Below are 23,853 nucleotides of genomic sequence, written 5' to 3' on the forward strand. Positions count from 1 at the left end.
GCGACCTCCACTCGTCGACGCTTGACAGTGGTGGGAACACGTCGCCGCAGCGGATCATTCCCGGGTGCTCGGCACCGTCAACCAATCGCCCACACCGGCCGTGATCAGCGCCAACGCCGCTTCCTGAGTGATCTCGGCGCGCTTCGGTACGGCGAATCCGTGGTCCGCGAAGGGCACCGGGAGCACGGTCGGACCGTCCTTCGGAAACTCGCTCGGCGCACCGAACGTGTCCCGTTCGCCCTGCACCACCAGGGTGGGCACGCCCGCCCCGAGCAGTTCAGCCAAGCGCGAACGCTCCGGTCGACCGGGCGGATGCAGCGGGAAGGCGAGCGCCACGACGCCGGCCACCCCGGTCTTTGCCGCGGTGCGGCAGGCCACCCGGGCGCCGGCACTGCGACCGGACCCGAACACGGGCAGCGCCTCGGCCGTGTTGCGCCGGGCGATCTCCTCCAGCACCGGAAGCCAGCCCGCGTCCAACGTCTTGGGCGCCGGCGCGAGCCGGCGTCCGGCGACCCGCCACGGCTGCTCGACCAGGGCCACGTGCACCCCGCGCGCGGGCAGCGCGGCGGCGAGCGCCGCCAGGTCGCGCGCCTCGATCCCGCCGCCCGCGCCGTGGCTCGCCACGAACCAGGCACGCGCCGCGACGGTCGCCCGGCGCAGCGTCACCCGCGCGGTGCCGGGCGGCGTGGCCACCTCGAACACCTCGGGCACGGCAACCGCCGCGGGGCCGGCCGGTTCAAAAGAGCGTCGCGTCAACGGTGACCTCGTCCGGGGAAATCGCGTCGAGCAGGTGGGGCGCGTTGTTGCGCACGTTGTTCACGTCCGTGGAGACCGGATGCGCCGTCATGAACCCGGCGGGCGGCGGCACGAGCAGCCCGCGTATCTCCTCCGGCTCGGTCCAGGCCGGGTCCAGCCACCCGTCCCACTTGTCCCGGGTCAGCACCAGCGGCATCCGCGGGTGGATCCGGGCCAGCTCGGGCTCGGCGTCCAGGGTCAGGATCGTGCACGTCCACAACCACGCGAGCGGGTCGTCCTCGGCCCGCCCGCGGTCGCGCCACCACTCGTACAACCCGGCGAAGGCGACCTCGGTGCCGTCGGCCGCGTGGATCCAGTACGGCTGCTTGCGCGAGCCGCCCTTGGGGCCGTCGGGCGCGGTCTCCGGCGTGTGCCACTCGAAGTAGCCGTCGGCCGGCAGCAGGCACCGCCGCGCGGCGAACGCCTTCCGATACGCCGGCTTCTCGTGCACCGTCTCGGAGCGGGCGTTGATCATCTTGGCGCCCATGCCGGGATCCTTGGCCCAGGACGGCACCAGGCCCCACTTGACCGACCGCAGCTGCCGGGTGGGCGCGCCGCCGGACTCCACCGGGCGCTCCAGGACCGCGTACACCTGCTTGGTCGGGGCGATGTTCCAGTCCGGCGGAAGCTCGTCCGCGGGATCGAAACGATCGACCTCGAACATCTCGACGAGGTCGTCGGGGCTCTTGCTGGACGCATAACGGCCACACATGGCGTCCAGAGTGCCACGTACCGAAACGAAATCGGGGGCGGGGCGGCAACGCACTAGGCTTGGTTCGTGATGTCTGCGCTGTGGTCCGCCCCTGTTGCCTCCGCTCCCGTGACCGCCACCGTCGAGGTGCCCGGGTCCAAGTCGGTGACCAACCGCGCCCTCGTGCTGGCCGCGCTGGCCGGTGGGCCGGGGTATGTGCGCCGTCCGCTGCGCAGCCGGGACACGCTGCTGATGGCGGCCGGACTGCGCGCGCTCGGCGTGGTGATCGAGGACCGCGGCGACGACTGGTACGTACTGCCCGGGCGGCTGGCCGGCCCGGCCGTGGTGGACTGCGGCAACGCCGGCACGGTGATGCGCTTCCTGCCGCCGGTGGCCGCGCTCGCCGCGGGGCCGGTGCGCTTCGACGGCGACCCGCGCTCCTACGAGCGCCCGCTCGACGGGGTGATCAACGCGCTGCGCGACCTGGGCACCCGGATCGACGACGAGGGCGAGGCCCGGCTGCCGATGACGGTGCTGGGCGGCGGCGGGGTCGAGGGCGGCGTGGTGCACATCGACGCGTCCTCCTCGTCCCAGTTCGTCAGCGCGCTGCTGCTGTCCGGGCCGCGCTTCAACCTCGGCGTCGAGGTCCGGCACACCGGCACCTCGGTGCCCTCGATGACGCACATCGCGATGACCGTGGACATGCTGCGCGCGGCCGGCGCGCGCGTCGACGACGGCGAGCCGAACGTGTGGCGGGTCGCCCCGGGCGCGCTGCTCGGCCGCGACATGGTGGTCGAGCCGGACCTGTCCAACGCCGGCCCGTTCCTGGCCGCCGCGCTGGTCACCGGCGGTTCGGTGACCGTGCGCGACTGGCCCGAGCACACCACGCAGCCCGGCGACCGGCTGCGCTCGATCTTCACCGCGATGGGCGGCTCGTGCCGGCGCACCCCGGCGGGGCTGACCCTGACCGGCGGCGGCGCGGTGCACGGCATCGAGGCCGACCTGCACGACGTCGGCGAGTTGACCCCGGTGATCGCGGCGGTGGCGGCGCTGGCCGACGGCCCCAGCCGGCTGACCGGCGTGGCCCACCTGCGGCTGCACGAGACCGACCGGCTGGCCGCGCTGGTCAAGGAGATCAACGACCTCGGCGGCGACGTGAACGAGATCGACGACGGCCTGGAGATCCGGCCGCGCGCGCTGCACGGCGGGGTGTTCCACACCTACGACGACCATCGGCTGGCCACCGCCGCGGCGGTGCTCGGCCTGCTCGTCCCGGGGGTGGAGGTGGAGAACGTGGCCACCACCGCGAAGACCCTGCCCGACTTCACCGGCATGTGGACGCGCATGCTGAGCGCGCGCCGCGGCTGAGAGGCCGGGGACGATGGCGGGACTCGGCTCCAACCGACGCAGGGACCTCGACGAGGACGACATCCGGATCCGTCCGGGCAAGCACGGCTCACGCCCGCGCACCCGGACCCGGCCCAAGCACGAGGACGCCCGCGAGGGCCGGGTGCTGACCGTCGACCGGGGCCGCTACACCTGCCTCCTGGAGGACGAGGACGCGCCCGACCGCTCGATCACCGCGATGAAGGCCCGCGAACTGGGCCGCAAGGGCGTCGTGGTCGGCGACCGGGTCGCCATCGTCGGCGACCTCAGCGGCGGGGAGGGCTCGCTGGCCCGGATCGTCCGGGTCGAGGAGCGCCGCAGCACGCTGCGCCGCACCGCCGACGACGACGACCCGTACGAGCGGATCATCGTGGCCAACGCCGACCAGCTCGCGATCGTCACCGCGCTGGCCGACCCCGAGCCGCGCCCGCGCCTGATCGACCGCTGCCTGGTCGCCGCCTACGACGCGGGCCTGGAACCGCTGCTGGTGCTGACCAAGGCCGATCTCGCCTCCCCCGACCCGCTGTTGGAGATGTACGGCGCCCTCGGCGTGGAGCACGTGGTCACCAAGAGCGAGTCCGCGTGGGACCTGGACCCGATCCGGGCCCGGCTGGTCGGCAAGGTCACCGTCTTCGTCGGGCACAGCGGCGTCGGAAAGACCACCCTGGTCAACGAGTTGGTGCCGGATCACCGGCGCGCCACCGGTCACGTCAACGAGGTGACCGGGCGCGGGCGGCACACCACCACCTCGGCGTTGAGCCTGCGGCTGCCCCCGTTCGCGGGCGACACGAGCGCTCCGGGCGCCGACCGGGGCTGGGTGGTCGACACCCCCGGCGTGCGCTCGTTCGGCCTCAACCACGTCGACCTCGGGCGGGTGATCAACGCCTTCCCCGACCTCGCGGCGGGCACCGAGGGCTGCCCGCGCGCCTGTTCGCACGACGAGCCCGACTGCGGGCTCGACGCATGGGTCGAGGCCGGTCACGCGGACCCGGCCCGGCTCTACTCGCTGCGCCGGCTGCTGCGCACCCGCGAGCGCGACGAGGGCGACTGACACCCGCCGGCCGGGGGCGCACCGGGCCGGGCCCGCGCGGTCAGCGCAGCGGACCGCTGCTGTTCTTCACCGTGTCGTGCCACACCGCCTTGGAGCCCGACTCGCCCACCCGCACCACCTGCACCACCGCGAGCACCGCGGCGGCGAGGGTCAGCACGGCCACGATCGGCACCACGATGGGCGGTATCGTCCGCGGCCGGAAGGTGGCGGCGGCCCGGTGCCGGGCGACCAGGAGCAGCACCAGCGTGACGCCGAGCAGGCCGAGGGTGTACCAGAGCATGTCCGAGCCCCGGTCCACGTGCGTCTGCACGGCGGCGGCGCGTTGGCCGTCGGAGAGCCGGTCGAGCCGGGCGAGCAGCTTCTCGCCGCTCTCCTTGGCCACGAAGCAGGTCAGCGCAGCGACCGCGTCCAGCCCGACCACCCACGAGCCGAAGCGCAGCAACCAGGGCCGCTTGGCCGCCACGAGCACGCTCGCGATCGCCGCCGCCGGCACGATGACCACCGCCAAGTGCACGACCAGGACGTGAACGGGCAGGCCGGAGACGGTGTCGAACATGAAGCGGTTCTCCTGAACGGTCGGGGATCGCGGGGAAATCGCGGGGCGGGTGGGGGCACTCGGGGGGGAAGGTATCGACCCTCGCACAGATCAACGGCTCCCAGACTGCCCGGGTTCAGCCCCCGTCGAACACCCGCCCCGCCGGGCCGGTCACCGACCGCACAGGGGGGACAGCCCTACCCCGGGTTCGGGTGACCGCCGGATGCCGGCCCCGGGACGCTCGCTCATACAGTTTGGGCAGCTTCGGATCACCTGTCGGGGAGAGTGTCATGAAAAGGCCGCTTCGGACGTCTTTGATCTTCTTCGGTGGGCTGTTCGCCATCGGAGGGATCCTGATGGCCGCGTGGACCGGGCTCACGCTGCTCTCCAGCCACGACGTTCGCGACCACCGCACCTTCACGCTGACCGCCGGTGACCTGATCATCGACACGGACGACGGCGGGGTCACCATCGAACCGGGCGCGCCGGGCACGATCAGCGTGGACCGCAAGGTCACGCACAGCATCCGCGGCGCGGACCCGACCTGGAGCCTGGTCGGCAACCGGCTCAAGCTGCGGCTGAACTGCTCGGGCTTCATGAACGTGGACTGTGACGGGTCCTACCGGATCCGGATTCCGCTCGACATCCCGCTGGAGGTGTCCTCGGACAACGGCGCCATCAACGCCATCGGACTGCGGCAGAACATGAAGTTCGGCACCGACAACGGGCACATCGACGTCACCGAAAGCACCGGGAACCTGACGTTGACCACCGACAACGGCGGCATCACCACGTCGCGGGTGCGCGCCGACACGATCACCGCCACCTCCGACAACGGCGGAATGCGGCTGCGTATGGACACCGCGCCGACAAAGGTGAAGGTGAAGACCGACAACGGCGGCGTGCACGTCACCGTGCCCGGCGACGAGAACACGTACCGGGTGAGCGCCAAGTCCGGCAACGGCGGCATCGACAACGAACTCGGCGACGATCCCCGGGCGACCCGCTCGATCGACATCCGCACCGACAACGGCGGCATCACCGTCGACCGCGCTGCGGCGCGCTGAGCCGGGGGCCGCGGATGTCCGACGCGGGGACATCCGCGACCCGCCCCGGTCCTCGCCGGCGGCGGATCAGACCACGAACGATCCGCCCGTGCGCCAGTACACCCCGCCCTCGCGGCCCAGAAAGCCCTCGTCCACGAGGTGTCTGCGCAGCGCGGCGTGGTCGTCCATGAAGCGGCGCAGGGTCTCCACGATCTCCGCCTCCTCGTAGCGCACGCCGGGTTCGAAGCTGCCGGCGATGTGGTCGAGCACGACCAGGCGCTTGGCCCGCTGTACGGGCAACTGCCGGACCCGGCCGCGCGCGAGGTAGGTCCGCAACACGGCCGCCTCGGCGGGGCCCCGGTCGGCGAACGCGTCGTCGGGCTCCTCGCCGATCCCCGCCGCCGCCTGGGCCAGCGCCTCGGGACACGCGTGCCACCCGTCGCCGGCCCGCGCGGCCAGACCCACCGACTCGAACCGGGTCAGCACCTTGATCGTGTCCCGCAGCGGCAGGCCGGCCCGATCGGCGATGTCGGAGCTGAGACGAGCCTCCAGGACCAGTGCGGCGAACACCTTCAATCGGGCGTCGTCGGCGAGGAGACGGAGCAGTTCCGCAGGTTCGTCGGCCGGACCCATGTCCCCAGGGTAGGACGTGGCGCCCCGGCCGGGACGGGTTGACCGAACAGGATCACCCGGATGCGTGTGCGGCTCAGTCGCCGCGTACGCCCAGCTCGTCGATGTGCGCCAGCATGTCGCCGGGCTCGTCGTAGACCCGGAAGGCATGCGCGCGCTCCAGCTCGTCGGCGCCGTAGCCGCCGGAGAGCAGGCCCACGCCGAGCGAGCCGGCGCGGCGGGCGGCGAGCAGGTCCCAGATGCTGTCACCGACCACCACGCACTGGGCGGGGTCGACGCCGAGCTTGGCGGCGCCGGCCAGGAACAGGTCGGGGTCGGGCTTGGCCCGCGCGACCTCGTCGCGGGTGACCATCGGCAGGTCCGCAGGCGCGCCGAGCTTGGCCAGCATCGGCTCGGCCCCGGCCCGCCGGCCGCTGGTGGCGATGGTCCACGGGATGCCCACCTCGGTGAGGTGGCGCAGCAGTTCGGGGGCACCGGGCAGCGGCTCCACGAACGGCACCCGGGCGGCGTAGTGGCGCCCGTGCGCGTCGGTCAGCGCCTCGACCTGTTCGGGCGACAGGTCGATCCCCGTCTCGCGCTGGATGCCCCGGACGAACAGGCCGCCGCTCATCCCGATCTTGCGGTGGATCCGCCACATGGCCAGGTCGATGCCGGCCTCGCCGAGCGCTTCCTGCCACGACATGACGTGGTGGTAGACGCTGTCGACGAGGGTCCCGTCGAGGTCGAAGACGAAAGCCGGCGGACGGGAACGCACAAGATCGGTCATGCCGGAAATCTAGCCCGTAGCCGGCCGCCGGGGCCGTCCGCACCGCATCCCGGACACCCGGCGCGCCGTGCGGTGCCGGGCGCGCCGGGTCACTTGCGAGTGGCCTGCCCGGTCGCGGACTTGCTCGGCACCGGCGGCGGGGTACCCGGCTTGGCCGGTATCGCGGGCCCGGTCCTGGTCTGGGTGGGGATGGCCGCCGCGGGCGCGGCCGGGGTGCCGAGCCGGCTGCGCAGCCGCTGGCGGCGTCGACCGAGCGAGCGGGTCGCGGCCGGACTGGCCCGGCGCACCTCCTCGGGCAGCGCGAACCATACCTCCACCACCGCCAGCGCCTGCGGGCGCTCGCCGGCCCGCTCCAGCAGGTCGGCCGCGCGCTCGTAGGTCCAGGCGGTGCGCATCTCGGCGCCGACGCCGTGCAACAGCGTGGCCAACTCGCGCAGTTCCTCGCGGTCGAAACGCTCGGCGAGCGCGGTGCCCTCCAGCGTCCACCCGTCCAGACTTCGACGCGGTTGCACCAGCCCCGGTCCCGGTACGGGCTCCCTGCCGTGTGTTGCCCTGCGCCCGACCCCGAACAGTGCCATCGCGGTCCCGCACCCCCTCCGCCGTCGACTCGTACCCGTAACACGCGCCCGACCGATGAACGGTTGTCGACTGTCGCCGTTCGCGCTTCCTTTCTGCATAACGAGCGTACGAGGCCACGGCGACGGCGCGTAAGTGTGTCCGTGGGCGCGGGGCGCGCGGACCCGCCGACGGTCGCCGGTACTGTTCGTGTCATGCCCGGCTATGACGACGACCTGCGCTTCGCCCACGTCCTCGCGGACGCCGCCGACGCGACCACCATGGACCGCTTCAAGGCGCTCGACCTGCGGGTCGAGACGAAGCCGGACATGACTCCGGTGAGCGACGCGGACAAGGCCGCCGAGGAGATCATCCGGCACCAACTCGGCCGCGGGCGCCCGCGCGACGCGGTGCTCGGCGAGGAGTTCGGCTCGTCCGGACACGGTCCCAGGCGCTGGGTGATCGACCCGATCGACGGCACCAAGAACTTCGTCCGGGGCGTCCCGGTGTGGGCCACCCTGATCGCGCTGATGGACGGCGACGAGTCGGTCATGGGCGTGGTCTCCGCACCGGCCCTGGGTCGGCGCTGGTGGGCCGCCAAGGGCGCGGGCGCGTGGACCGGGCGCAGCCTGTCCCAGGCGTCCCGCTGCCGGGTGTCGCAGGTGGCGGCGATCGAGGACGCGTCGTTCGCGTACTCCAGCATGGGCGGCTGGGAGGACCGCGGTCGCATGGACGACTTCCTGGACCTGACCCGGGCCTGCTGGCGGACCCGCGCCTACGGCGACTTCTGGTCGTACATGCTGGTCGCCGAGGGCGCGGTGGACATGTGCGCGGAGCCCGAGGTCAACCTGTGGGACCTCGCGCCACTGGCGGCGATCGTCGAGGAGGCGGGCGGCCGGTTCACCTCGCTCGACGGCTCCCCCGGCCCGGCGGGCGGCACCGCCGCCGCGTCCAACGGCCTGCTGCACGACGAGCTGCTGGCCCGGTTGGGCGATCCGCACGAGGGATTCTGAGCACGCGGATCGCGCTACTCCCTTCGAGTGACTTGCCCGCTATACCTTCCGTTGACCTTCCCGGGCATGTGACCATGTGAAAACAAGGCTTGTGAACTTGTGAATTCTTTCTCGAGCACTCACCCGCCCTGCCCCCACGCCCCGACGGAGGTGGTGTCACATGTTCGTCCGCGACGGCATGAGCACGATCGTTTTGACCATCGGCCCGGCCCACACCCTGCGCGCCGCCGCGCGCCTGATGTCCGCCCGCCAGATCGGCGCGGCGGTGGTGATCGACCCCGAGACGTCCGGCCTGGGCATCCTGACCGAGCGCGACATCCTGATGTCGATCGGCGCCGGCCAAAATCCCGACACCGAGTTCGCCGGTGACCACCTCACCTCGAATGTCGTCTTCGCGACCCCCTCGTGGTCGCTGGCCGACGCGGCGGCGGCGATGACCCGCGGCGGTTTCCGGCATCTGATCGTGCTCGACGACGGCGACGTGCTGGGGATCATCTCGGTCCGTGACATCGTCCGCTGCCAGATCCACGAGGCACAGCGCACCGAGGAATTGGTGGGTTGACCCCGGCGGGCGCCCGTTGCGCGCCCGCGTCCCGCCCCCGGTCCGGGCATGCGAAACGCCGCCCGGTACCGACTCGTGGTCCGGGTACCGGGCGGCGCGCTCATCGGGGGTGGATCGCCGTCAGGCGCGCAACTCCTTCACGGCCGCCGCGATCCGGTCCCCGTAATCCCGGTCGGCGGCCCGGAAGTGGCCCACCACCCGGTCGACGATGTCGTCCCGGGAGACCTTGGCCAGGAACCCGGCGAGGTTGGCCACCAGGCGGGCCTGCTCGTCCGCCGTCATCAGCCGGTACAGGTCTCCGGCCTGTACGTAGTCGTCGTCCTGCGCGTGCAGCGGGGCCGGGTGGGTGCCGGTGGGGCCGGACACCTCGGTCGACGCCCACAGCGGCGCGCCGCTCTCGTACGGGCCGCCGAAGCTGTTCGGCTCGTAGTTCTTGGCCCGACCGCCCGGGTTGGTCGCCATGTACCCGTCCCGCCCGTGGTTGCGGGCGGTCGCGGCGTGCGGCGCGTTGACCGGGAGCTGCGTGTGGTTGACGCCGAGGCGGTAGCGGTGCGCGTCGGCGTAGGCGAACAGCCGTCCCTGAAGCATCTTGTCCGGGCTCGGCCCGATCCCGGGCACGAAGTTGGCCGGGTTGAACGCGGCCTGCTCGACCTCGGCGAACACGTTGTCGGGGTTGCGGTCGAGGGTCAGTCGGCCGACCTCGATCAGCGGATGGTCGGCGTGCGACCACACCTTGGTCAGGTCGAACGGGTTGAACCGGTAGGTCGCGGCCTCGGCCACCGGCATGATCTGCACCTTCAGCGTCCACGACGGGCTCACCCCGGCGTCGATCGCGTTCACCAGGTCCCGCTGGTGCGAGTCGGGGTCGGCCCCGGCCAGTTCGGCGGCGGCCTCGGCGGTCAGGTTCCGGATGCCCTGGTCGGTCTTGAAGTGGTACTTGACCCAGAACGCCTCGCCCTCGGCGTTGACCCACTGGTAGGTGTGCGAGCCGAAGCCGTCCATGTGCCGGTAGGACGCGGGGATGCCGCGATCCCCGAACAGCCAGGTGACCTGATGGATGGCCTCCGGCGAGTGCGACCAGAAGTCCCAGACGTTGTCCGCCTCCTGGCTGCCGGTGTACGGGTCGCGCTTCTGCGTGTGGATGAAGTCCGGGAACTTCAGCGGGTCCTTGATGAAGAAGATCGGCGTGTTGTTGCCGACGAGGTCGTAATTGCCCTCCTCGGTATAGAACTTCACCGCGAACCCGCGCGGATCGCGCACCGCGTCGGCGGCGCCGAGGTTGCCGGCCACGGTGGAGAAGCGGGCGAACACCTCGGTACGGCGGCCGGGTTCGGCCAGAAAGTGCGCCTTGGTGAACCGGGACACGTCCGCCGTCACCTCGAACCGGCCGTACGCGCCGGACCCGCGTGCGTGCACCACCCGCTCCGGGATGCGCTCGCGGTTGAACCGGGCCAACTTCTCCAGCAGGTACTGGTCCTGGATCAGCAGCGGCCCGCCGGGACCCGCGGTCTGGCTGTTCTGGTTGTCGGCCACCGGAGCGCCGGATTCTGTGGTGAGGGCCTGCGGCTGCTGCGACATGGTTCGTGACTCCCCTGGTGTTGCTGCTGTCGTCCGGGTCCCCAACCTAGAGCCAGTTTTAGACTTTGTCCAGAACAATATTTAGACCAGATCCAACCAAAGACCTATACCATTCCACCATGAGCAACCTCCAGGAACGACTACGCGAGCGGGGTTGGCGCCTGACCGCACAGCGTCGGGTGGTGGCCGAGGTCCTCACCGGCGACCACGTCCACCTGACCGCCGACGAGGTGCACACGCGCGCGTCCCGGCAACTCCCCGAGATCAGCAGGGCAACCGTCTACAACACCCTCAACGACCTGGTAACCCTGGGCGAGATCCGCGAGGTCGGCACCAACGCCCGAGCCAAGCGCTACGACCCCAACGCCCACCGCCCACACCACCACCTGATCTGCACCGAATGCGGCACCATCCGAGACATAAACCCACCGATCACCCCAGCCCCCACCCTCACGGAAGCCGAAAGCCTCGGCTTCACCATCACCAAGACCGAAATCACCTTCCGCGGCCTATGCCCAACCTGCACCAGCCGCCCCAGCACTCGAGCACCCAGCCCGTCCGACGCCTGAGGACACCCGAAACGCCCGCTTGCCCACTCAGGCGCCCCACATCAGCCCGTCCGGCGCTTGAGGACACCCGAAACAGCCACCTGCCCACTCAGGCACCCCACACCAGCCCGTCCGGCACCTGAGAACACACGAAACAGCGACCTGCCCACTCGGGCGCCCACACCAGCCCGTCCGGCGCTTGAGGACCCGCGTCAGCTCGCCAGCGACTCCGCCCGCAACGCGTCCAGCAGCCGCTGCGCCTTCGCCGCGACCTCCGCAGGACCATGCGCCACCGCCGGCCCACACCAGTGCTCCGCATCGGCCAGATCCCCGCGCCGCAACGCCAGCACCACCAGCCGCAACGCCGCCCGCCCGTGCCCACCCCGCGCGGCCACCGTCAACCACGGCTCCGCGCCGTCGGAATCCCCGTGCTGCAGGTGCAGCAGCGCCAGGTTCCACGCCCCCGACACACTGCCCGCCTCGGCCGCGACCCGGAACCGCCGCGCTGCCGCCTTGTCCTCACCCCGCCGCGCACACAGCACCCCACACCGCAGCGCCGCGGTCACATGCCCCGCGTCCGCCGCCACCGTGTACCAGCGCTCCGCCTGCTCCACCGCCCCCGCGTCCGCCAGCATCGCCCCGAGCCGGAACGCCGCCGTGGGCCGCTCCGCCCGCGCCGCCGTCTCGTACGCGCGCGCCGCCCCCTCGGCATCCCCCCGCCGCTCCAGCAACAGCCCCATCTGCAAAGCAGCATCCGGGTGCCCGGCGGCCGCGGCACGGCTCCAGCACACCTCGGCGGCGTCGTCGAGACCACCGCGCGCGTGCAGGATGCCCAGGTTGTACGAACCGTCCACGCTGCCCGCCTCGGCGGCCCGCGCGAACCATATCCGCGCCTCCTCGTCGTCCCCGCGCTCGAGCAACATCCCGGCCAGCGCGTTGGCCGCGTCCCCGTGCCCCGCGTAGGCCGCCATCCGGAACCACCGCTCGGCGCCCGACGCGTCCTCGTGCTCCGCGTGCAACAGCCCCAGATTGAAGGCCCCGTTGCACTCGCCCGCCGCCGCCGCCCGCTCGTACCACCGCGCGGCCTCGCTCGAACTCCCCCGGGACGCGAACCACGCACCCAGCGCATTGGCCGCCGTGCCGTCGCCGGCGTCCGCCGCGACCTGCCACCACCGCACCGCGCCCTCGACGTCCCCCGCGTCCTGCAGCAGGAACCCGAGCGCCCGGGCCCCCTCGGCGTCGCCCTCCTCGGCTGCCAGCCGATACCACCCGATCGCCTCGGCGGTGTCCCCCGCCCGCTCCAGCGAGGTCGCGAGCCGTACCGCCGCCCGCACGTGCCCGCACGAAGCCGCGCGCAGGAACCACGTGGACGCCGCACGTTCGTCGTCCCGCTCCTGCCCCATCCGCCCGAGCCGGTAGGCCGCCTCCGGATGCCCCGCCTCGGCCGCGCGCCGATACCACCGCTCCGCCCCGGGGCGCCCGGTCAACTCGAAGAACTCGCCCAGCGTGAGCGCGGCCCGCACATGCCCCGACTCGGCCGCGTTGCGCAGCCAGTAGACGCCCTGCCCGGACAGGTCGTGATACGCGCCCACGTCGGCGCCCACACCCGCGCTCGCCCGCGCCGCGTCGGCCTGGTCCAGCAGCAGCGCGCCGAGCGAGTAGGCGGCGATCCGACTGCCCGCCTCGGCCGCCCGGTGCCACCACAACGACGCGGCGTCGTCCCGCCCCTGACGGTGCATCAGCACGCCGAGGTTGGTCGCCGCGCCGCGATGCCCCGCCTCGGCGGCCCGACGCAGCAACTCGGCCGCCTCGTCCGCCCCTTCCGCCTCGTCGCGTTCGAGCAACATCAGGGCGAGGCTGTTGGCGGCGGAGGGGCTGCGCGCGGCCCGCTCGCGATAACGCCGTTCGAGTTCGGCCGATTCGTGCCGATCCAGCGCCTCGTGGCCCTCGACGCTGCCCCCGGGACCACGCCGGCGCGGCCGGAACGGCACCAGGACCGCGTATTCGTCGGGATGCGCCGGAGACGTCGCGGCCGCTGCCCGCCCCCGGTCCAGGACCACCGTGTCGGGGCCCTCGGGCACGGTTTCGAAGACGTCGGGCTCCGGCGGTGGGTGCTCCCCCCGCCGTCCGCGATGTCCCTTCCACGCCCCCATGTGTCCATCGTGGCATCTCGGGCCACATCCATGCAGTCGCGATTCGGCAACAGCCGGCCCCACCCGGCGACGAATCCTCGGCGAACACCCGGTGTCCGAGGGCATGCACGAAGGGCCCGGCCGCAATGGCCGGGCCCTTCGATGTGGTAGCGGGGACAGGATTTGAACCTGCGACCTCTGGGTTATGAGCCCAGCGAGCTACCGAGCTGCTCCACCCCGCGTCGGTGAACACAACCTTACGGCAGCCCCGACCGGGCAGGCAAATCCCTTCCCGGCCGACCCCGAACCGCCCGCCGCCCCGCGTGGCACGCGTCACTCGTGGGTGTCGCGGCCGAATTCAGACCATGGAGTGAACCCGACGCACCCCGCCTCGACCCCGGACCGCTTCCCCTTTGGTCCCAATTACCCCTGGTTGCCCGGGAGTTCGATTGCGCCACAACCGGATTGTCGGCCATCGCCGGACACGATCCGGTCTCGGCACGGGGCGGGAAGCCGTCACGGGGCGCCTCCGATGGGGTACGGTCTGCGTCGTGGTCATATCAGGAATGGACCATCCGAGCATGCCGCGCCGAGTCCCGGTTCCGCCGATGGACGCAGGCCGAAGCGGCATGGGCGAGCGCCTCGAACGGCACCTCGCCCTCATCGGCCGTGCCTCCGTCCAGGAGACGGCGAACAGCGCCGAATCGGCCGCCATAATCCAGAGCCTGGTCCCGCGTGCCGAACAGCGCGGCACACACCGTCTGGCGCGCGTCACCCTGATGGCACCGCTGCGCGCCAAGCGCCGCCGCCAGATCGCGCTCTAGACCGCCACGCCCTCAGCCCGTGCGCCACCCCCGGCTCCCCGAGCCGGGGCACCAAGCACAAACCAGCAAGCAAAAGCGCACAACGCGAGAGGCCCGGTTCCTGAGAACCGGGCCTCTCGCGTTTCACCGAGTAGCGGGGACAGGATTTGAACCTGCGACCTCTGGGTTATGAGCCCAGCGAGCTACCGAACTGCTCCACCCCGCGATGCGTTGTGTCCCGAGCTTACGTGACCCGGAGCCGCACACCAAATCGATAACACGACGGGCCCGCCCCCGAAGGGATGCTAAGCATCCCGAAGGGGACGGGCCCGTCGCGGCGCTCACCCAACCACGATCACGGCTTGGGCGGAGCCGAACTCCCCGATGTCCCGTTGGCCGGCGGCGTCCCGTTCGCCGGCGGCGTGGACGCGGTACCCGCGGGCGGGTTCTTCGCCGCCTGCTCGGCCGCCAGGGCCCGGTCCACGGCCGCCTGAAGGCGCTTCTGCGCCTCGCCGTACTTGGCGAAGTCACCCGCCTTCAGCGCCGCGTCGGCATCCTTGAGAGCCTGGTTGGCCTCGTCCAGCGCCTGCTTGACCGTCGGGTTCTGCGCCGGCGGAGTCGGGGTCCCCGTACCGGGCGGCGTGGTGCCGGTGTTCGGCGGCGTCCCCGTGTTCGGCGGCGTCCCTGTGTTCGGCGGTGTCCCCGTGTTCGGCGGAGCGGGTGTCGCCTCGCCGTTGAAGACCGCCGCCAACGCCTCCGGCAGCGTGTTCTGCAGCGCGATCTTCCCGCCGAACGACACCAGCACCTTCTGCAGCACCGGATACGACCCGGCCGCGTTGGCCTGGAGGTACACCGGTTCCACGTAGAGGATGCCGCCGCCGACCGGAAGACTCAGCAGGTTGCCGAAGACGACCTTCGAGTTGCCGATCTGGAAGACGTTCAACAGCCCGATCACGGACGAGTCGGACTTGAACTGACTCTGCATCAGGTCCGGCCCGTTGATCGCCGTGGCCGAGGGCAGCGTGAGCAGTCTGACCTTGCCGTAGTCCGGCCCCGGTTCCGAGTTGACGGCCATGAACGCCGCGAGGTTCTGCCGCTCCCTCGGCACGAACGTGGTCGTCAGCTGGAACGACTGATTCTTCGCCTGCTGGGCCTGGCCGTCGCCGGGGGCCGGGGGCAACTTCATGGACAGGTAGTACGGCGGCTGGTCGGCGCCGCCGACCCCGGTGCCCGTCGGGTCCTTGGGGACCTTCCAGAAGTCGGAGCCGTTGAAGAACGTCCGCGGGTCCGTCACGTGGTACCGGGTCAGCAGATCGCGCTGCACCTTGAACAGGTCCTGCGGGTAGCGCAGGTGCTCCATCAGCGTGGGCGGAATCGTGGTCTTCTTCTTGACCGTGTTCGGGAAGGCCTTCATCCAGGTCTTGAGGACCGGATCCTTCTCGTCCCACTGGTAGAGCTTGACCGAGCCGTCGTAGGCGTCGACGGTCGCCTTCACCGAATTTCGGATGTAGTTGACGTTGCCGGTGTTGCCCACGGCGCCCCGGGCCCGGTCCTCGGCGTTGAGCGAGTCGGCGGTGGCGGTGCCGAGCGTGGTGCGGGTCGCGTACGGATAGCCGTTGCTGGTCGTGTACGCGTCGACGATCCACTGCACCTTGCCGTCTATCACGGCCGGATACGGGTCACCGTCGATGGTCAGCCACGGCGCGACCGCTTCGACCCGCTCCTTGGGGGTGCGGTTGTACAGGATCCGGGAATCCTTGTTGATCGAGTCGGAGAGCAGGATGTTGCCCTCCTGGAACTTCGTCGCGTACAGCAGCTTGTTGAACGTGCCGCCGATCGGGACGCCGCCCTTGCCCTGATACGTATAGGTCTGCTGACCCGTCGGGCTGTTGTCGAGCGGATAGTCCACCTCGGTCGCCGCGGCCTTCTTGGGGGCCCCGACGATGGAGTACTCGGTCGTCTGCTCGCCGAAGTAGATGCGCGGCTCGTACGGACCGATCGGGCTCGGGCTCGTCTTCTCCTGGGCGTCGGTCCGGATGTCCTTCTCGATGAAGACCGGCTTGCCCTCGGGGTCGCGAGCGGTGCCCTCGGCCGCGACCACGCCGTACCCGTGGGTGTACTTGGTGTGGTCGTTGACCCAGTTGTGGCTCTGGTTGCCCTTCGGGTTCAGCTCGCGCAGGGCGATGACCGTGTCCTGCATCTTGCCGCCGATCATGTAGCGATCGACGTCGAGAGTCGCCGGGAAGGCGTAGTACTGCCGCAGCTGCTGGAGCACGTTGAACGTCGGCGAGACGATGTTCGGGTCGAGCAGCCGGATGCTGGCCGTGGCCGAGGCCTCGTCCTTGAGTTCGGGTCGGGCGTCGACGTTGCCCGCGTACGCCTCGGGCTTGACGTCGTCGATGCCGTACGCGTCCCGCGTCGCCGCGATGTTGCGCTCGATGTACTTGGCTTCCTTGGCCTGCTGGTTCGGCTTGACCTGGAACCGCTCGACGATCGCCGGGTACAGCCCGCCGATGAGCACCGCGGAGAGCACCATCAGGCCGAAGCCGATGATCGGCAGCGCCCACGTGCGGCGGAACACGTTGACGAAGAACAGCGTGGCGCAGATCAGCGCGACGATGAACAGGATCGTCTTCGCCGGCAATACCGCGTGCGCGTCGGTGTACCGCAGGCCGGTGAATTGCGAGGCCTGCTTGAAATCACCGGACGAAACCGCGAGCGAATAGCGGTCCAGCCAGTACGCGATGGCCTTGAACAACACGAAAAGGCCGAGCAGCAGCGAAAGATGCGCCTGTGCGGCGGGGGTGGCCCGCGACCCCGGGCTCTGCACCCGAAGTCCGCCGTAGAGGTAGTGCGTGATCACCGCGAGGACGAGGCCGACGACGACCGCGACGAACGCGAAATTGACCAGGAATCGATAGAACGGCAGATCGAACGCGTAGAACGAGACGTCCTTGTGGAACTGCGGATCCTTGGCGCCGAACGAGACGCCGTTCACGAACTGGAGCCACGTCTTCCACTGCCCCGACGCCGAGGTTCCGGCGATGATGCCGATGATCACCGACAGCGCGATCAGCAGCCAGCTACGGAACGGCGTGATGGCCGAGCGATAGCGGTCGAGGCTCTGCTGTTCGAGCGACATCCCGCGGAACGCGGGACGCAGCCGATAGGCGACGTAGATGTTGGCGCCGACGGCCGCGGCCATGAGCAGACCGAACACCAGGAACAACCCGATGCGCGTCCACAGCTTGGTCGTGAATACGTTTCCGTAGCCGACCGACTTGTACCAGAGCCAATCCGTCCAGAAATTCGCGAACAGCACCCACGCGACAACGATCACCACGAGGATGGCCAGCGTCAGGAGCAGTGTTCTGGACCTGCGGGACGGGGCTCCCAATCTGATCCGACGGCCACCTGAGCCGCCTCGTTCGGGCATCTGAAAAACCAAGGGTGCGCACCTCGATCATTACCTGGACGCGCCCGGTCGGCGCTCGATGGGTCAACTTACCGAGACAGGACGTGGTTCCCCACAGACACGGCCGATACAGGCTCGTGATCCGTCGTGGGGCGGAGACGGGAAGATGGGGGCATGACCGTTGCACTCACCCAGGCCCTCGTCGAGATCGAACGCCACGTGGCGGGGTACGGCTGGGACCAGCAGCCCCGCCTGTACGCGCTCGTGGACACCGGGGAACTGGCCCGTACCGAACCCGACCTCGCCGCGCAGCTCGGCCTGTCCGCCGACCGTGACGCGCCCATCGACACCCTTACGCCGATCGAGCAGGAGGAGATCCCCGAGCACGTCGCGATCGACGAGTTCCTGGCGAGCATCGCCTGGCCGGAAGCCGTGCTCGGCTGCGCGCTCGTGGTCGAGCGGCTGATGTTGCCGCCGTCCGCCGAGGCGAACATGCCCACCGTCGGCAGCGACGAGGAGATCCACGACTGGGTGGCGGCGCACCCGGAGCGCCAGGAGGTGCGACTCGCGGTCGGCGTGCTGCGCGACGGCTCGCGCGAGTCGGCGGTGCGACTGCGGGCCAAGGACGACGACTCCGAGGTGCTCTCCGGCGCGGACCTGGTGCCCGGCCTGGCCGAGGCGCTGCTGGCCACGTTCGGCGACACCGACGAGGAGTAGGGGTCGAGCGGGTCCGCACCGGTCACGCATGACATTCCGTCAAAGTGCCCTGACTGGTGCGGATCGTCGCCAGCGCCTTGAGCGCGTCGTCCAGCGTCTCCACCTGGACGAGGGTCAGACCGCCCGGCCGGGTCTGCGCGGCGGCGGCGCAGTTGGCCTTGGGGGTGAGGAAGTACTTGGCGCCCTGGCGGCGGGCCCCGATGGTCTTCATCTGGATGCCGCCGATCGCGCCGACCTTGCCCGCGTCGTCGATGGTGCCGGTGCCGGCCACGAACTTGCCGCCGGTCAGGTCGCCGGGGCTGAGCTTGTCGACGATGCCGAGCGCGAACATCATCCCGGCGCTGGGGCCGCCGACGTCCTCCAGGTGGATCTCCACCTTGAACGGGAACTTCGGCAGGATGCCCGGGGTGATGCCGACCAGCGCGCGGCCGTCGTCCTCGGCCCTGCCGGTGACCACCTGCACGTCGCGCCTGGTACCGCGGGCATCGGCCGGGTCCACCGTGAGCGTGACCGACTCGCCGGCCTTGTGCTTGGTGATCGCCCCGGCAACGTCCTCGGTTTTGGTGATCGGCGTGCCGTCCACGGCCAGGATGATGTCGCCGGCGTGCAGCTTGCCGAGCGCGGGCGCGTCCTTGGCCACGGTCGAGACGATCACCTGCTTCTCGATCGGGATGTTCAGGGCGGCGAACGCGGCCACCTTGGCGTGCTCCTGCGAGGAGCTGAACTCCTCGGCGTTCTCCCGCTCGACCTCGGCCGCCGACTTGTCGTCGGGATACAGCGACTTCTTCAGCACCACGTCCGCGTCGCCCTTGACCCAGCCGGCCAGCGCGTCGAGCAGCGGCATGTCGTAGGACTTGTTGGTCACCGACACGGTGGTCATGTTCAGGTGCCCGCTCGTGGGGTACGTCTCGTGGCCGGAGATCTCGATGACCGGCCTGCCGCCCTCGTCGCCGAGCGTGTTGTACGTGGGCCCGGGGCTCAACTCGGCGTAGGGCACCGGCGCGAACAGCACGGCGCAGGCCAGGGCCAGGAGCAGCAGCCCGGAGACGACCAGGGTGGCGGTGCGGCGCGACATGCGCCCGACCCTACGGCACCCGGATTCTTGCGGTGCGGGCCGGGCCGTCACGGGTTGTCGTGGACCGTTCCCGGGAGCGTCGGGTCGGGCGCCTCGACAGTGGGGTCGTGCACGACCGGGGTGGCGGTGCGCACCCGGTCCAGCGCCGCGCTCCACTCCTCGAAGGCGGACATCGAGTCGCGCATGCTCGGCGTACGCAACGCCCGAGCCGTCCACGCGGCCCAGCTCACGGCGATCACGAGCGCGACGCCCGGGATGGCCCACCACCATGCGACAGCCGCCATGACGTACTCCATCGACACGAGAGGGAGGGTGACGGCTTAAATCATATGTATGTGGTGGTGATGGTGCATTTTCGCTGCTCCGAGGCGCCCGGGACACCCGGGAACGGGTGGGGCGAACGGGGCAAATGGGGCGTCGGAGCGGGTGCGTGCGGGGTCAGCAGGCGCCGACCCAGTCCGCGTCGCCGTCCGTGAAGTGCTGGAGCTTCCAGATCGGCACCTCGTGCTTGAGGTCGTCGATCAGTCGGCGGCACGCGGCGAACGCCTCCGCGCGGTGCGGGCAGGCGACCGCGACCACGACCGCCAGGTCGCCGATCGCCAGCCGGCCGACCCGGTGTACCGCCGCCATCGCCAGCACCGGTTGGTCGGCGGCGATCTTCTCCATCACCCGACGCAGCTCGGCCGCGGCCGACGGGTGGGCGGAGTATTCGAGCGCGGTGACCGTGCGCCCGCCGTCGGCGTCACGGACCGTACCGACGAACAGGTCGATGCCACCGGCGGCGGGGTCGCCGACCGCGGCGAAAACCTCGTCGACGGACAACGGCGTGTCGCGGATCTCGGCGATGCGGATGACGTCCATACCGGGCAGTATCGCGCGCCGCGCCACGGACCCGGACACCCCGGTCCCCCGACGGCGCGGGCGACCCCGCGCCGGAGCGGGCCGAAACCCGGTCGCCACCGGGCCGCGCGGCTCAGAACCCCCGGCGCCGGCGGCGCACCTTGCGCACGATCGCGGCCGTGCCGACCAGGGCCACGGTGGCACCGGCCGCGCCGAGCGTGGTGGCGTCCTTGCGGCCGAGCCGGCGGGCCACCAGCGCGTGCCGCCCGGCGACGTCCTCCAGGAGCGCGGCGAACGCCGCCTCGTTGGTCCACGCCGGCCGCCAGCCCGCCGCACGCAGCCGTTCCGCGGAGACCACCCAGCCGTGCATCGTGTAGGCGAGGTCGCCCGCGGGGGCGGGCGTGATGCCGAGGCGGTGCAGCCGTTCGGCGGTGCCCAGGGCGAGCGAGGCGGGCAGCTCCATCCGGCGCATGCCGGACAACTCCTCGATCTCCTCCTGCTCCAGCCAGCCCTCCGAGCCGACCGTGACCACACCCTCGACCCGGCCGAGCGCGGCGAATTCCAGCGCCGAGGCCAGGTCGTCCAGGTGGCAGAACTGCCAGCGGGGCTGCCCGCCGGAGACCACGAGCAGGCGCGGCGCCTCGAAGTGCCTGGTCATCACGCTGTCCGCCTCGGGACCGCCGACCAGCGTCGCCGGTCGCACCACGGTGACCTTGACGTGCGGATGGGCGCGCGGGGTGCGCTCGGCCAGTTCCTCGATCTCCAGCAGATCGCCGACCAGCGAGGCGTCGGCCGTGGCGCGCAGCGGCGCGTCCTCGGTGAGCGGTACGTCGTTGTCCGGCAGCGCGCCGTAGACCATCGCCGAGGTGCACAACACCACGCGCGGCACCCGGGCCGCGGCGGCGGCGGTCAGCACGGTCTGGGTTCCGCGCACGTTGCGCGCGCCCCGGGACCTGGGCTCGGAGTCGAGCGACATGTCGAGCGCGAGGTGCACCACCACGTCCACGCCCTCCAGCCGACCGGCCAGCGCGGGGTCGCGGACGTCCATGATCCGCCACTGCGCGCCGGGGATCTCGCCGCGCCGCTCGTCGATCGCGATCAGACGTTTGACCTGGTCGTTCGCGGCCAGGAGCGAGGCGACGCGATGACCGAGCCCGGCGGCGGCGCCGGTGACCGCGACGACCGGGCGCACCCGGGGCACACTGGTGGCCGAGGGCTGGTCCTCGGGCCGGCCCGAGGACTGGGGATCGCTCTCCGGAGCGGTCTGCGCGGCATCGGTTCCGGTGCCTTCGCTCGTGCTCTCCCGCCCGCTCCGCCCAGAGCGAACGCGTGGGGGCTGGGAACTCACTGGCGGTCTCCCGTGGTTAGTTTGGTACGAGCGGTTCGTCAAGAAAGGTACGCGCGACTGCTTGCCTTTCCTGTCAGTGTCCGCGATCCATCCTGCCGGAGGTGTTGTTGTGATCTTCACGCCAGGCGCGTTTCGGCGCCTGCGCGGTGTCGTCTCCGGCCGGGGCGGCGGGCGGCTCGAGCGAGACGAGGTAACCGTGAGTCGGCATCGAATGGTCGGGCCCGAGGGCGCCGCACACATGGAAAACGTAGAGGGGCCCCACCATGGCTGACTTCCCGTTCGGCTTCGGCAAGCCCTCGGGCGACGACGATCCCGACCGCCCCGGCGGCGGGTCCGGTGGTTCGAATCCGAACGACCCCTTCGGGTTCGGTGCCGCCGGCGGTGACCCGAACAACCCGTTCGGCGCGCTTTTCGGACAGATGAATCAGGCCGATCTCGGCGCGGCCTTCCAGCAGCTGGGCAAGCTCCTCTCCTACGAGGGCGGGCCGGTCAACTGGGACCTGGCCCGCGACATCGCCCGGCAGACGGTGGCGCAGCAGGGCGACGCGTCGATCGGCGCGGTGGAGCGCTCGGGCGTCGAGGAGGCGGTGCGGCTCGCCGAGCTGTGGCTGGACGAGGCTACGTCGCTGCCGTCCGGTGTGAGCACCACCGCGGCCTGGAGTCGTTCCGAGTGGATCGAGGCGACGCTGCCCCAGTGGCGCGCGCTGGTCGAGCCGCTGGCGACCCGGGTGGTCGCGGCCATGGGCGAGATGATGCCCGACGAGATGCAGAGCATGGCCGGGCCGCTGCTCGGCATGATGCGCGGCATGGGCGGCGCGATGTTCGGCGCCCAGGTGGGCCAGGCGCTCGGCGCGCTGGCCGGCGAGGTGGTCGGCTCGACCGATGTCGGGCTGCCGATCGGTCCGGCGGGCAAGGCGGCGCTGCTGCCGGCCAACCTGACCGCGTTCGGCGAGGGCCTGTCCCTGCCCCAGGAGGAGGTGCGGCTCTACCTGGCCCTGCGCGAGGCCGCGCACCAGCGCCTGTTCGTGCACGTGCCGTGGTTGCGGCAACACCTGTTCGGCGCCGTAGAGGCGTATGCCCGAGGCATCAAGGTGGACATGAGCCGCCTGGAGGAGGCCGCGGGTCGGATCGACCCGAGCAACCCCGAGGCGTTGCAGGAGGCATTCTCGCAAGGGCTGTTCGAGCCCGAGGAGACGCCGGAGCAAAAGACCGCGCTGTCCAGGCTGGAGACGGCCCTCGCGCTGGTGGAGGGCTGGGTCGACGCGGTCGTGCACAGCGCGGCGGCGCCGCGGCTGCCCTCGGCGGGCGCGCTGCGCGAGACGCTGCGTCGGCGGCGGGCCACGGGCGGTCCGGCCGAGCAGACCTTCGCCACGCTGGTGGGCCTGGAGTTGCGCCCGCGCCGACTGCGCGACGCGGCCCGGTTGTGGGCCTCGCTGGCCGACGCGCGCGGCGTGGACGGGCGCGACGCGGTGTGGCAGCACCCCGACCTGCTGCCGACCGCGGCCGACCTGGACGACCCCGACGGCTTCGTGCACCACGCCGAGCTGGACCTGTCCGGTCTCGACGCCGAGTTGGACGCGGACCTGGACTCGCTGGAGTCGAAGGGCGAGGCGAAAGCCGACGACGCCGAGCGTGAGGCGAACGGCGACGACGACAAGCCGAAGGGCACCGACGGCGACAAGGGTCCCGCCGCGTGAGCCTTCGGGTCGCGACGGTCGACGCGTTGTCCACGTGGCACGCGCCCGACGATCGTGTCGACGGGCTGCGCCGGGCCTACCTGGAGCATCTGGCCAGGTACGACGACGGCATGCTCAAGGGCTGCCGCGCCGGGCACGTGACGGCGAGTGCGCTGATCGTGGATGCCGCCGGCGGTCGGGTGCTGCTCACCCTGCACGCGAAGATCCTCCGGTGGTTGCAGACCGGCGGGCACTGCGAACCGGATGACCGCACACCGGCCGAGGCGGCGCTGCGCGAGGCCCACGAGGAGTCCGGGATCGCCGGTCTGACCCTGCTCGCCGACGGCGCGCCGGTCTACCTCGACCGGCACGACACACCGTGCGCGGTGCACTTGGACGTGCAGTACGCGGCGCTGGCCCCGCCCGGCGCGATCGAGGTGATCAGCGAGGAGTCGCTGGACCTGCGCTGGTTCGCGTTCGACGCGCTGCCGGCCGACACCGACGACTCGGTCCGCGCGCTGGTGAACCGGGCCCGCGCCCTGGTCTGAGGTCCGCGCTCCGCGCGGCGACACGAGAAATCCACGAGGACACGCCGAGGGGCGGGCCCCCCGCGGTAGGGGGGGGGCCCCCCCGCGGGGGGGGGGGCCCGGGGGACCCCGGCCGGGGGGGGAGCGCCCCCCCGGGTGGGCGG

Annotated in this window: 23 protein-coding genes and 2 tRNA genes; 10 read left to right on the plus strand and 15 right to left on the minus strand. The window is 71.5% G+C overall.

Annotated features, from left to right (window positions below; all coding sequences use genetic code 11):
* Window positions 1-54: 54 nt before the first annotated feature.
* Both ACWGR4_RS27590 and ACWGR4_RS27595 read right to left on the minus strand, forming a co-directional pair.
* On the minus strand, window positions 55-711 hold the full coding sequence (locus tag ACWGR4_RS27590) for an alpha/beta hydrolase family protein (protein ID WP_452132148.1): 657 nt from the start codon (window positions 709-711) through the stop codon (window positions 55-57).
* Between the two features lie 25 nt (window positions 712-736).
* A complete protein-coding gene (locus ACWGR4_RS27595) occupies window positions 737-1,507 on the minus strand; it encodes an SOS response-associated peptidase (protein WP_452132149.1) in 771 nt (256 codons plus the stop codon).
* 69 nt (window positions 1,508-1,576) lie between these two features.
* Between ACWGR4_RS27595 and aroA the strand changes: the two genes are divergently transcribed.
* Both aroA and rsgA read left to right on the plus strand, forming a co-directional pair.
* On the plus strand, window positions 1,577-2,854 hold the full coding sequence (gene aroA / locus ACWGR4_RS27600; protein ID WP_379997232.1) for a 3-phosphoshikimate 1-carboxyvinyltransferase: 1,278 nt from the start codon (window positions 1,577-1,579) through the stop codon (window positions 2,852-2,854).
* Window positions 2,855-2,867: 13 nt separating this feature from the next.
* Window positions 2,868-3,923: a ribosome small subunit-dependent GTPase A gene (gene rsgA, locus ACWGR4_RS27605; RefSeq protein WP_452132150.1), complete on the plus strand. Its 1,056-nt coding sequence runs from the start codon at window positions 2,868-2,870 to the stop codon at window positions 3,921-3,923.
* Window positions 3,924-3,963: 40 nt separating this feature from the next.
* On the opposite strand, the gene ACWGR4_RS27610 is transcribed toward rsgA, so the two are convergent.
* The gene (locus ACWGR4_RS27610; protein WP_452132151.1) at window positions 3,964-4,479 is read right to left on the minus strand and encodes a DUF2231 domain-containing protein; all 516 of its coding nucleotides are present in this window, start codon (window positions 4,477-4,479) and stop codon (window positions 3,964-3,966) included.
* A 269-nt stretch (window positions 4,480-4,748) separates the two neighbouring features.
* On the opposite strand from ACWGR4_RS27610, the gene ACWGR4_RS27615 reads away from it, so the two are divergent.
* Entirely contained in the window at window positions 4,749-5,525 is a 777-nt protein-coding gene (locus tag ACWGR4_RS27615; protein ID WP_379994765.1) for a DUF4097 family beta strand repeat-containing protein, read from the plus strand.
* A gap of 66 nt (window positions 5,526-5,591) precedes the next feature.
* Here ACWGR4_RS27615 and ACWGR4_RS27620 read toward each other — a convergent pair whose 3' ends face one another.
* From ACWGR4_RS27620 to ACWGR4_RS27630, 3 genes are all read right to left on the minus strand, one after another.
* Window positions 5,592-6,137, minus strand: a complete 546-nt coding sequence (locus ACWGR4_RS27620) for a DUF2087 domain-containing protein (protein WP_379994763.1) — start codon at window positions 6,135-6,137, stop codon at window positions 5,592-5,594.
* Window positions 6,138-6,210: 73 nt separating this feature from the next.
* Window positions 6,211-6,900: an HAD family hydrolase gene (locus ACWGR4_RS27625; protein WP_379994761.1), complete on the minus strand. Its 690-nt coding sequence runs from the start codon at window positions 6,898-6,900 to the stop codon at window positions 6,211-6,213.
* Between the two features lie 89 nt (window positions 6,901-6,989).
* On the minus strand, window positions 6,990-7,412 hold the full coding sequence (locus ACWGR4_RS27630; RefSeq protein ID WP_379994759.1) for a hypothetical protein: 423 nt from the start codon (window positions 7,410-7,412) through the stop codon (window positions 6,990-6,992).
* 258 nt (window positions 7,413-7,670) lie between these two features.
* Between ACWGR4_RS27630 and hisN the strand changes: the two genes are divergently transcribed.
* Complete coding sequence (gene hisN / locus ACWGR4_RS27635; protein WP_380042682.1) at window positions 7,671-8,468, plus strand: histidinol-phosphatase; 798 nt, start codon at window positions 7,671-7,673, stop codon at window positions 8,466-8,468.
* A 160-nt stretch (window positions 8,469-8,628) separates the two neighbouring features.
* The gene (locus tag ACWGR4_RS27640) at window positions 8,629-9,030 is read left to right on the plus strand and encodes a CBS domain-containing protein (RefSeq protein WP_379994755.1); all 402 of its coding nucleotides are present in this window, start codon (window positions 8,629-8,631) and stop codon (window positions 9,028-9,030) included.
* A gap of 120 nt (window positions 9,031-9,150) precedes the next feature.
* Here the strand turns inward: ACWGR4_RS27640 and ACWGR4_RS27645 are convergent, their stop codons facing one another.
* Window positions 9,151-10,608, minus strand: a complete 1,458-nt coding sequence (locus tag ACWGR4_RS27645) for a catalase (RefSeq protein WP_452132152.1) — start codon at window positions 10,606-10,608, stop codon at window positions 9,151-9,153.
* Window positions 10,609-10,727: 119 nt separating this feature from the next.
* Between ACWGR4_RS27645 and ACWGR4_RS27650 the strand changes: the two genes are divergently transcribed.
* Window positions 10,728-11,177 carry a Fur family transcriptional regulator gene (locus ACWGR4_RS27650; RefSeq protein WP_452132153.1) on the plus strand — a complete coding sequence of 150 codons (450 nt, stop codon included), beginning with the start codon at window positions 10,728-10,730 and terminating at the stop codon, window positions 11,175-11,177.
* A 191-nt stretch (window positions 11,178-11,368) separates the two neighbouring features.
* Here ACWGR4_RS27650 and ACWGR4_RS27655 read toward each other — a convergent pair whose 3' ends face one another.
* Both ACWGR4_RS27655 and ACWGR4_RS27660 read right to left on the minus strand, forming a co-directional pair.
* On the minus strand, window positions 11,369-13,309 hold the full coding sequence (locus ACWGR4_RS27655) for an SEL1-like repeat protein (protein ID WP_452132154.1): 1,941 nt from the start codon (window positions 13,307-13,309) through the stop codon (window positions 11,369-11,371).
* Between the two features lie 144 nt (window positions 13,310-13,453).
* A tRNA-Met gene (locus ACWGR4_RS27660) sits at window positions 13,454-13,530 on the minus strand.
* Between the two features lie 366 nt (window positions 13,531-13,896).
* On the opposite strand from ACWGR4_RS27660, the gene ACWGR4_RS27665 reads away from it, so the two are divergent.
* Window positions 13,897-14,112 (plus strand): hypothetical protein, encoded by a 216-nt coding sequence (locus ACWGR4_RS27665; RefSeq protein WP_379994747.1) that lies wholly within the window; start codon window positions 13,897-13,899, stop codon window positions 14,110-14,112.
* Window positions 14,113-14,243: 131 nt separating this feature from the next.
* Here ACWGR4_RS27665 and ACWGR4_RS27670 read toward each other — a convergent pair.
* Window positions 14,244-14,317: transfer RNA gene (locus tag ACWGR4_RS27670), tRNA-Met, on the minus strand.
* Window positions 14,318-14,446: 129 nt separating this feature from the next.
* On the minus strand, window positions 14,447-17,527 hold the full coding sequence (locus ACWGR4_RS27675) for a UPF0182 family protein (RefSeq protein ID WP_379994745.1): 3,081 nt from the start codon (window positions 17,525-17,527) through the stop codon (window positions 14,447-14,449).
* A gap of 153 nt (window positions 17,528-17,680) precedes the next feature.
* Here ACWGR4_RS27675 and ACWGR4_RS27680 point away from each other — a divergent pair, with 153 nt between their 5' ends.
* Window positions 17,681-18,223 carry a PPA1309 family protein gene (locus ACWGR4_RS27680; protein WP_379994743.1) on the plus strand — a complete coding sequence of 181 codons (543 nt, stop codon included), beginning with the start codon at window positions 17,681-17,683 and terminating at the stop codon, window positions 18,221-18,223.
* A 22-nt stretch (window positions 18,224-18,245) separates the two neighbouring features.
* Here the strand turns inward: ACWGR4_RS27680 and ACWGR4_RS27685 are convergent, their stop codons facing one another.
* The 4 genes from ACWGR4_RS27685 to ACWGR4_RS27700 all read right to left on the minus strand — a co-directional run bounded on the left by ACWGR4_RS27685 (window position 18,246) and on the right by ACWGR4_RS27700 (window position 21,339).
* Window positions 18,246-19,298, minus strand: a complete 1,053-nt coding sequence (locus tag ACWGR4_RS27685) for a YlbL family protein (protein WP_452133858.1) — start codon at window positions 19,296-19,298, stop codon at window positions 18,246-18,248.
* Window positions 19,299-19,345: 47 nt separating this feature from the next.
* Window positions 19,346-19,582 (minus strand): hypothetical protein, encoded by a 237-nt coding sequence (locus tag ACWGR4_RS27690; RefSeq protein ID WP_379994739.1) that lies wholly within the window; start codon window positions 19,580-19,582, stop codon window positions 19,346-19,348.
* 154 nt (window positions 19,583-19,736) lie between these two features.
* Entirely contained in the window at window positions 19,737-20,159 is a 423-nt protein-coding gene (locus ACWGR4_RS27695; RefSeq protein ID WP_379994737.1) for a molybdenum cofactor biosynthesis protein MoaE, read from the minus strand.
* A 112-nt stretch (window positions 20,160-20,271) separates the two neighbouring features.
* A complete protein-coding gene (locus ACWGR4_RS27700) occupies window positions 20,272-21,339 on the minus strand; it encodes an NAD-dependent epimerase/dehydratase family protein (protein ID WP_379997230.1) in 1,068 nt (355 codons plus the stop codon).
* Between the two features lie 410 nt (window positions 21,340-21,749).
* Here ACWGR4_RS27700 and ACWGR4_RS27705 point away from each other — a divergent pair, with 410 nt between their 5' ends.
* Both ACWGR4_RS27705 and ACWGR4_RS27710 read left to right on the plus strand, forming a co-directional pair.
* Window positions 21,750-23,183 carry a zinc-dependent metalloprotease gene (locus tag ACWGR4_RS27705; protein ID WP_452133857.1) on the plus strand — a complete coding sequence of 478 codons (1,434 nt, stop codon included), beginning with the start codon at window positions 21,750-21,752 and terminating at the stop codon, window positions 23,181-23,183.
* The gene (locus ACWGR4_RS27710; protein WP_452133856.1) at window positions 23,180-23,710 is read left to right on the plus strand and encodes an NUDIX hydrolase; all 531 of its coding nucleotides are present in this window, start codon (window positions 23,180-23,182) and stop codon (window positions 23,708-23,710) included. Before ACWGR4_RS27705 ends, ACWGR4_RS27710 begins: the two co-directional genes overlap by 4 nt.
* The last annotated feature ends 143 nt before the right edge of the window (window positions 23,711-23,853 follow it).

The organism is Embleya sp. NPDC055664, assembly GCF_053618075.1.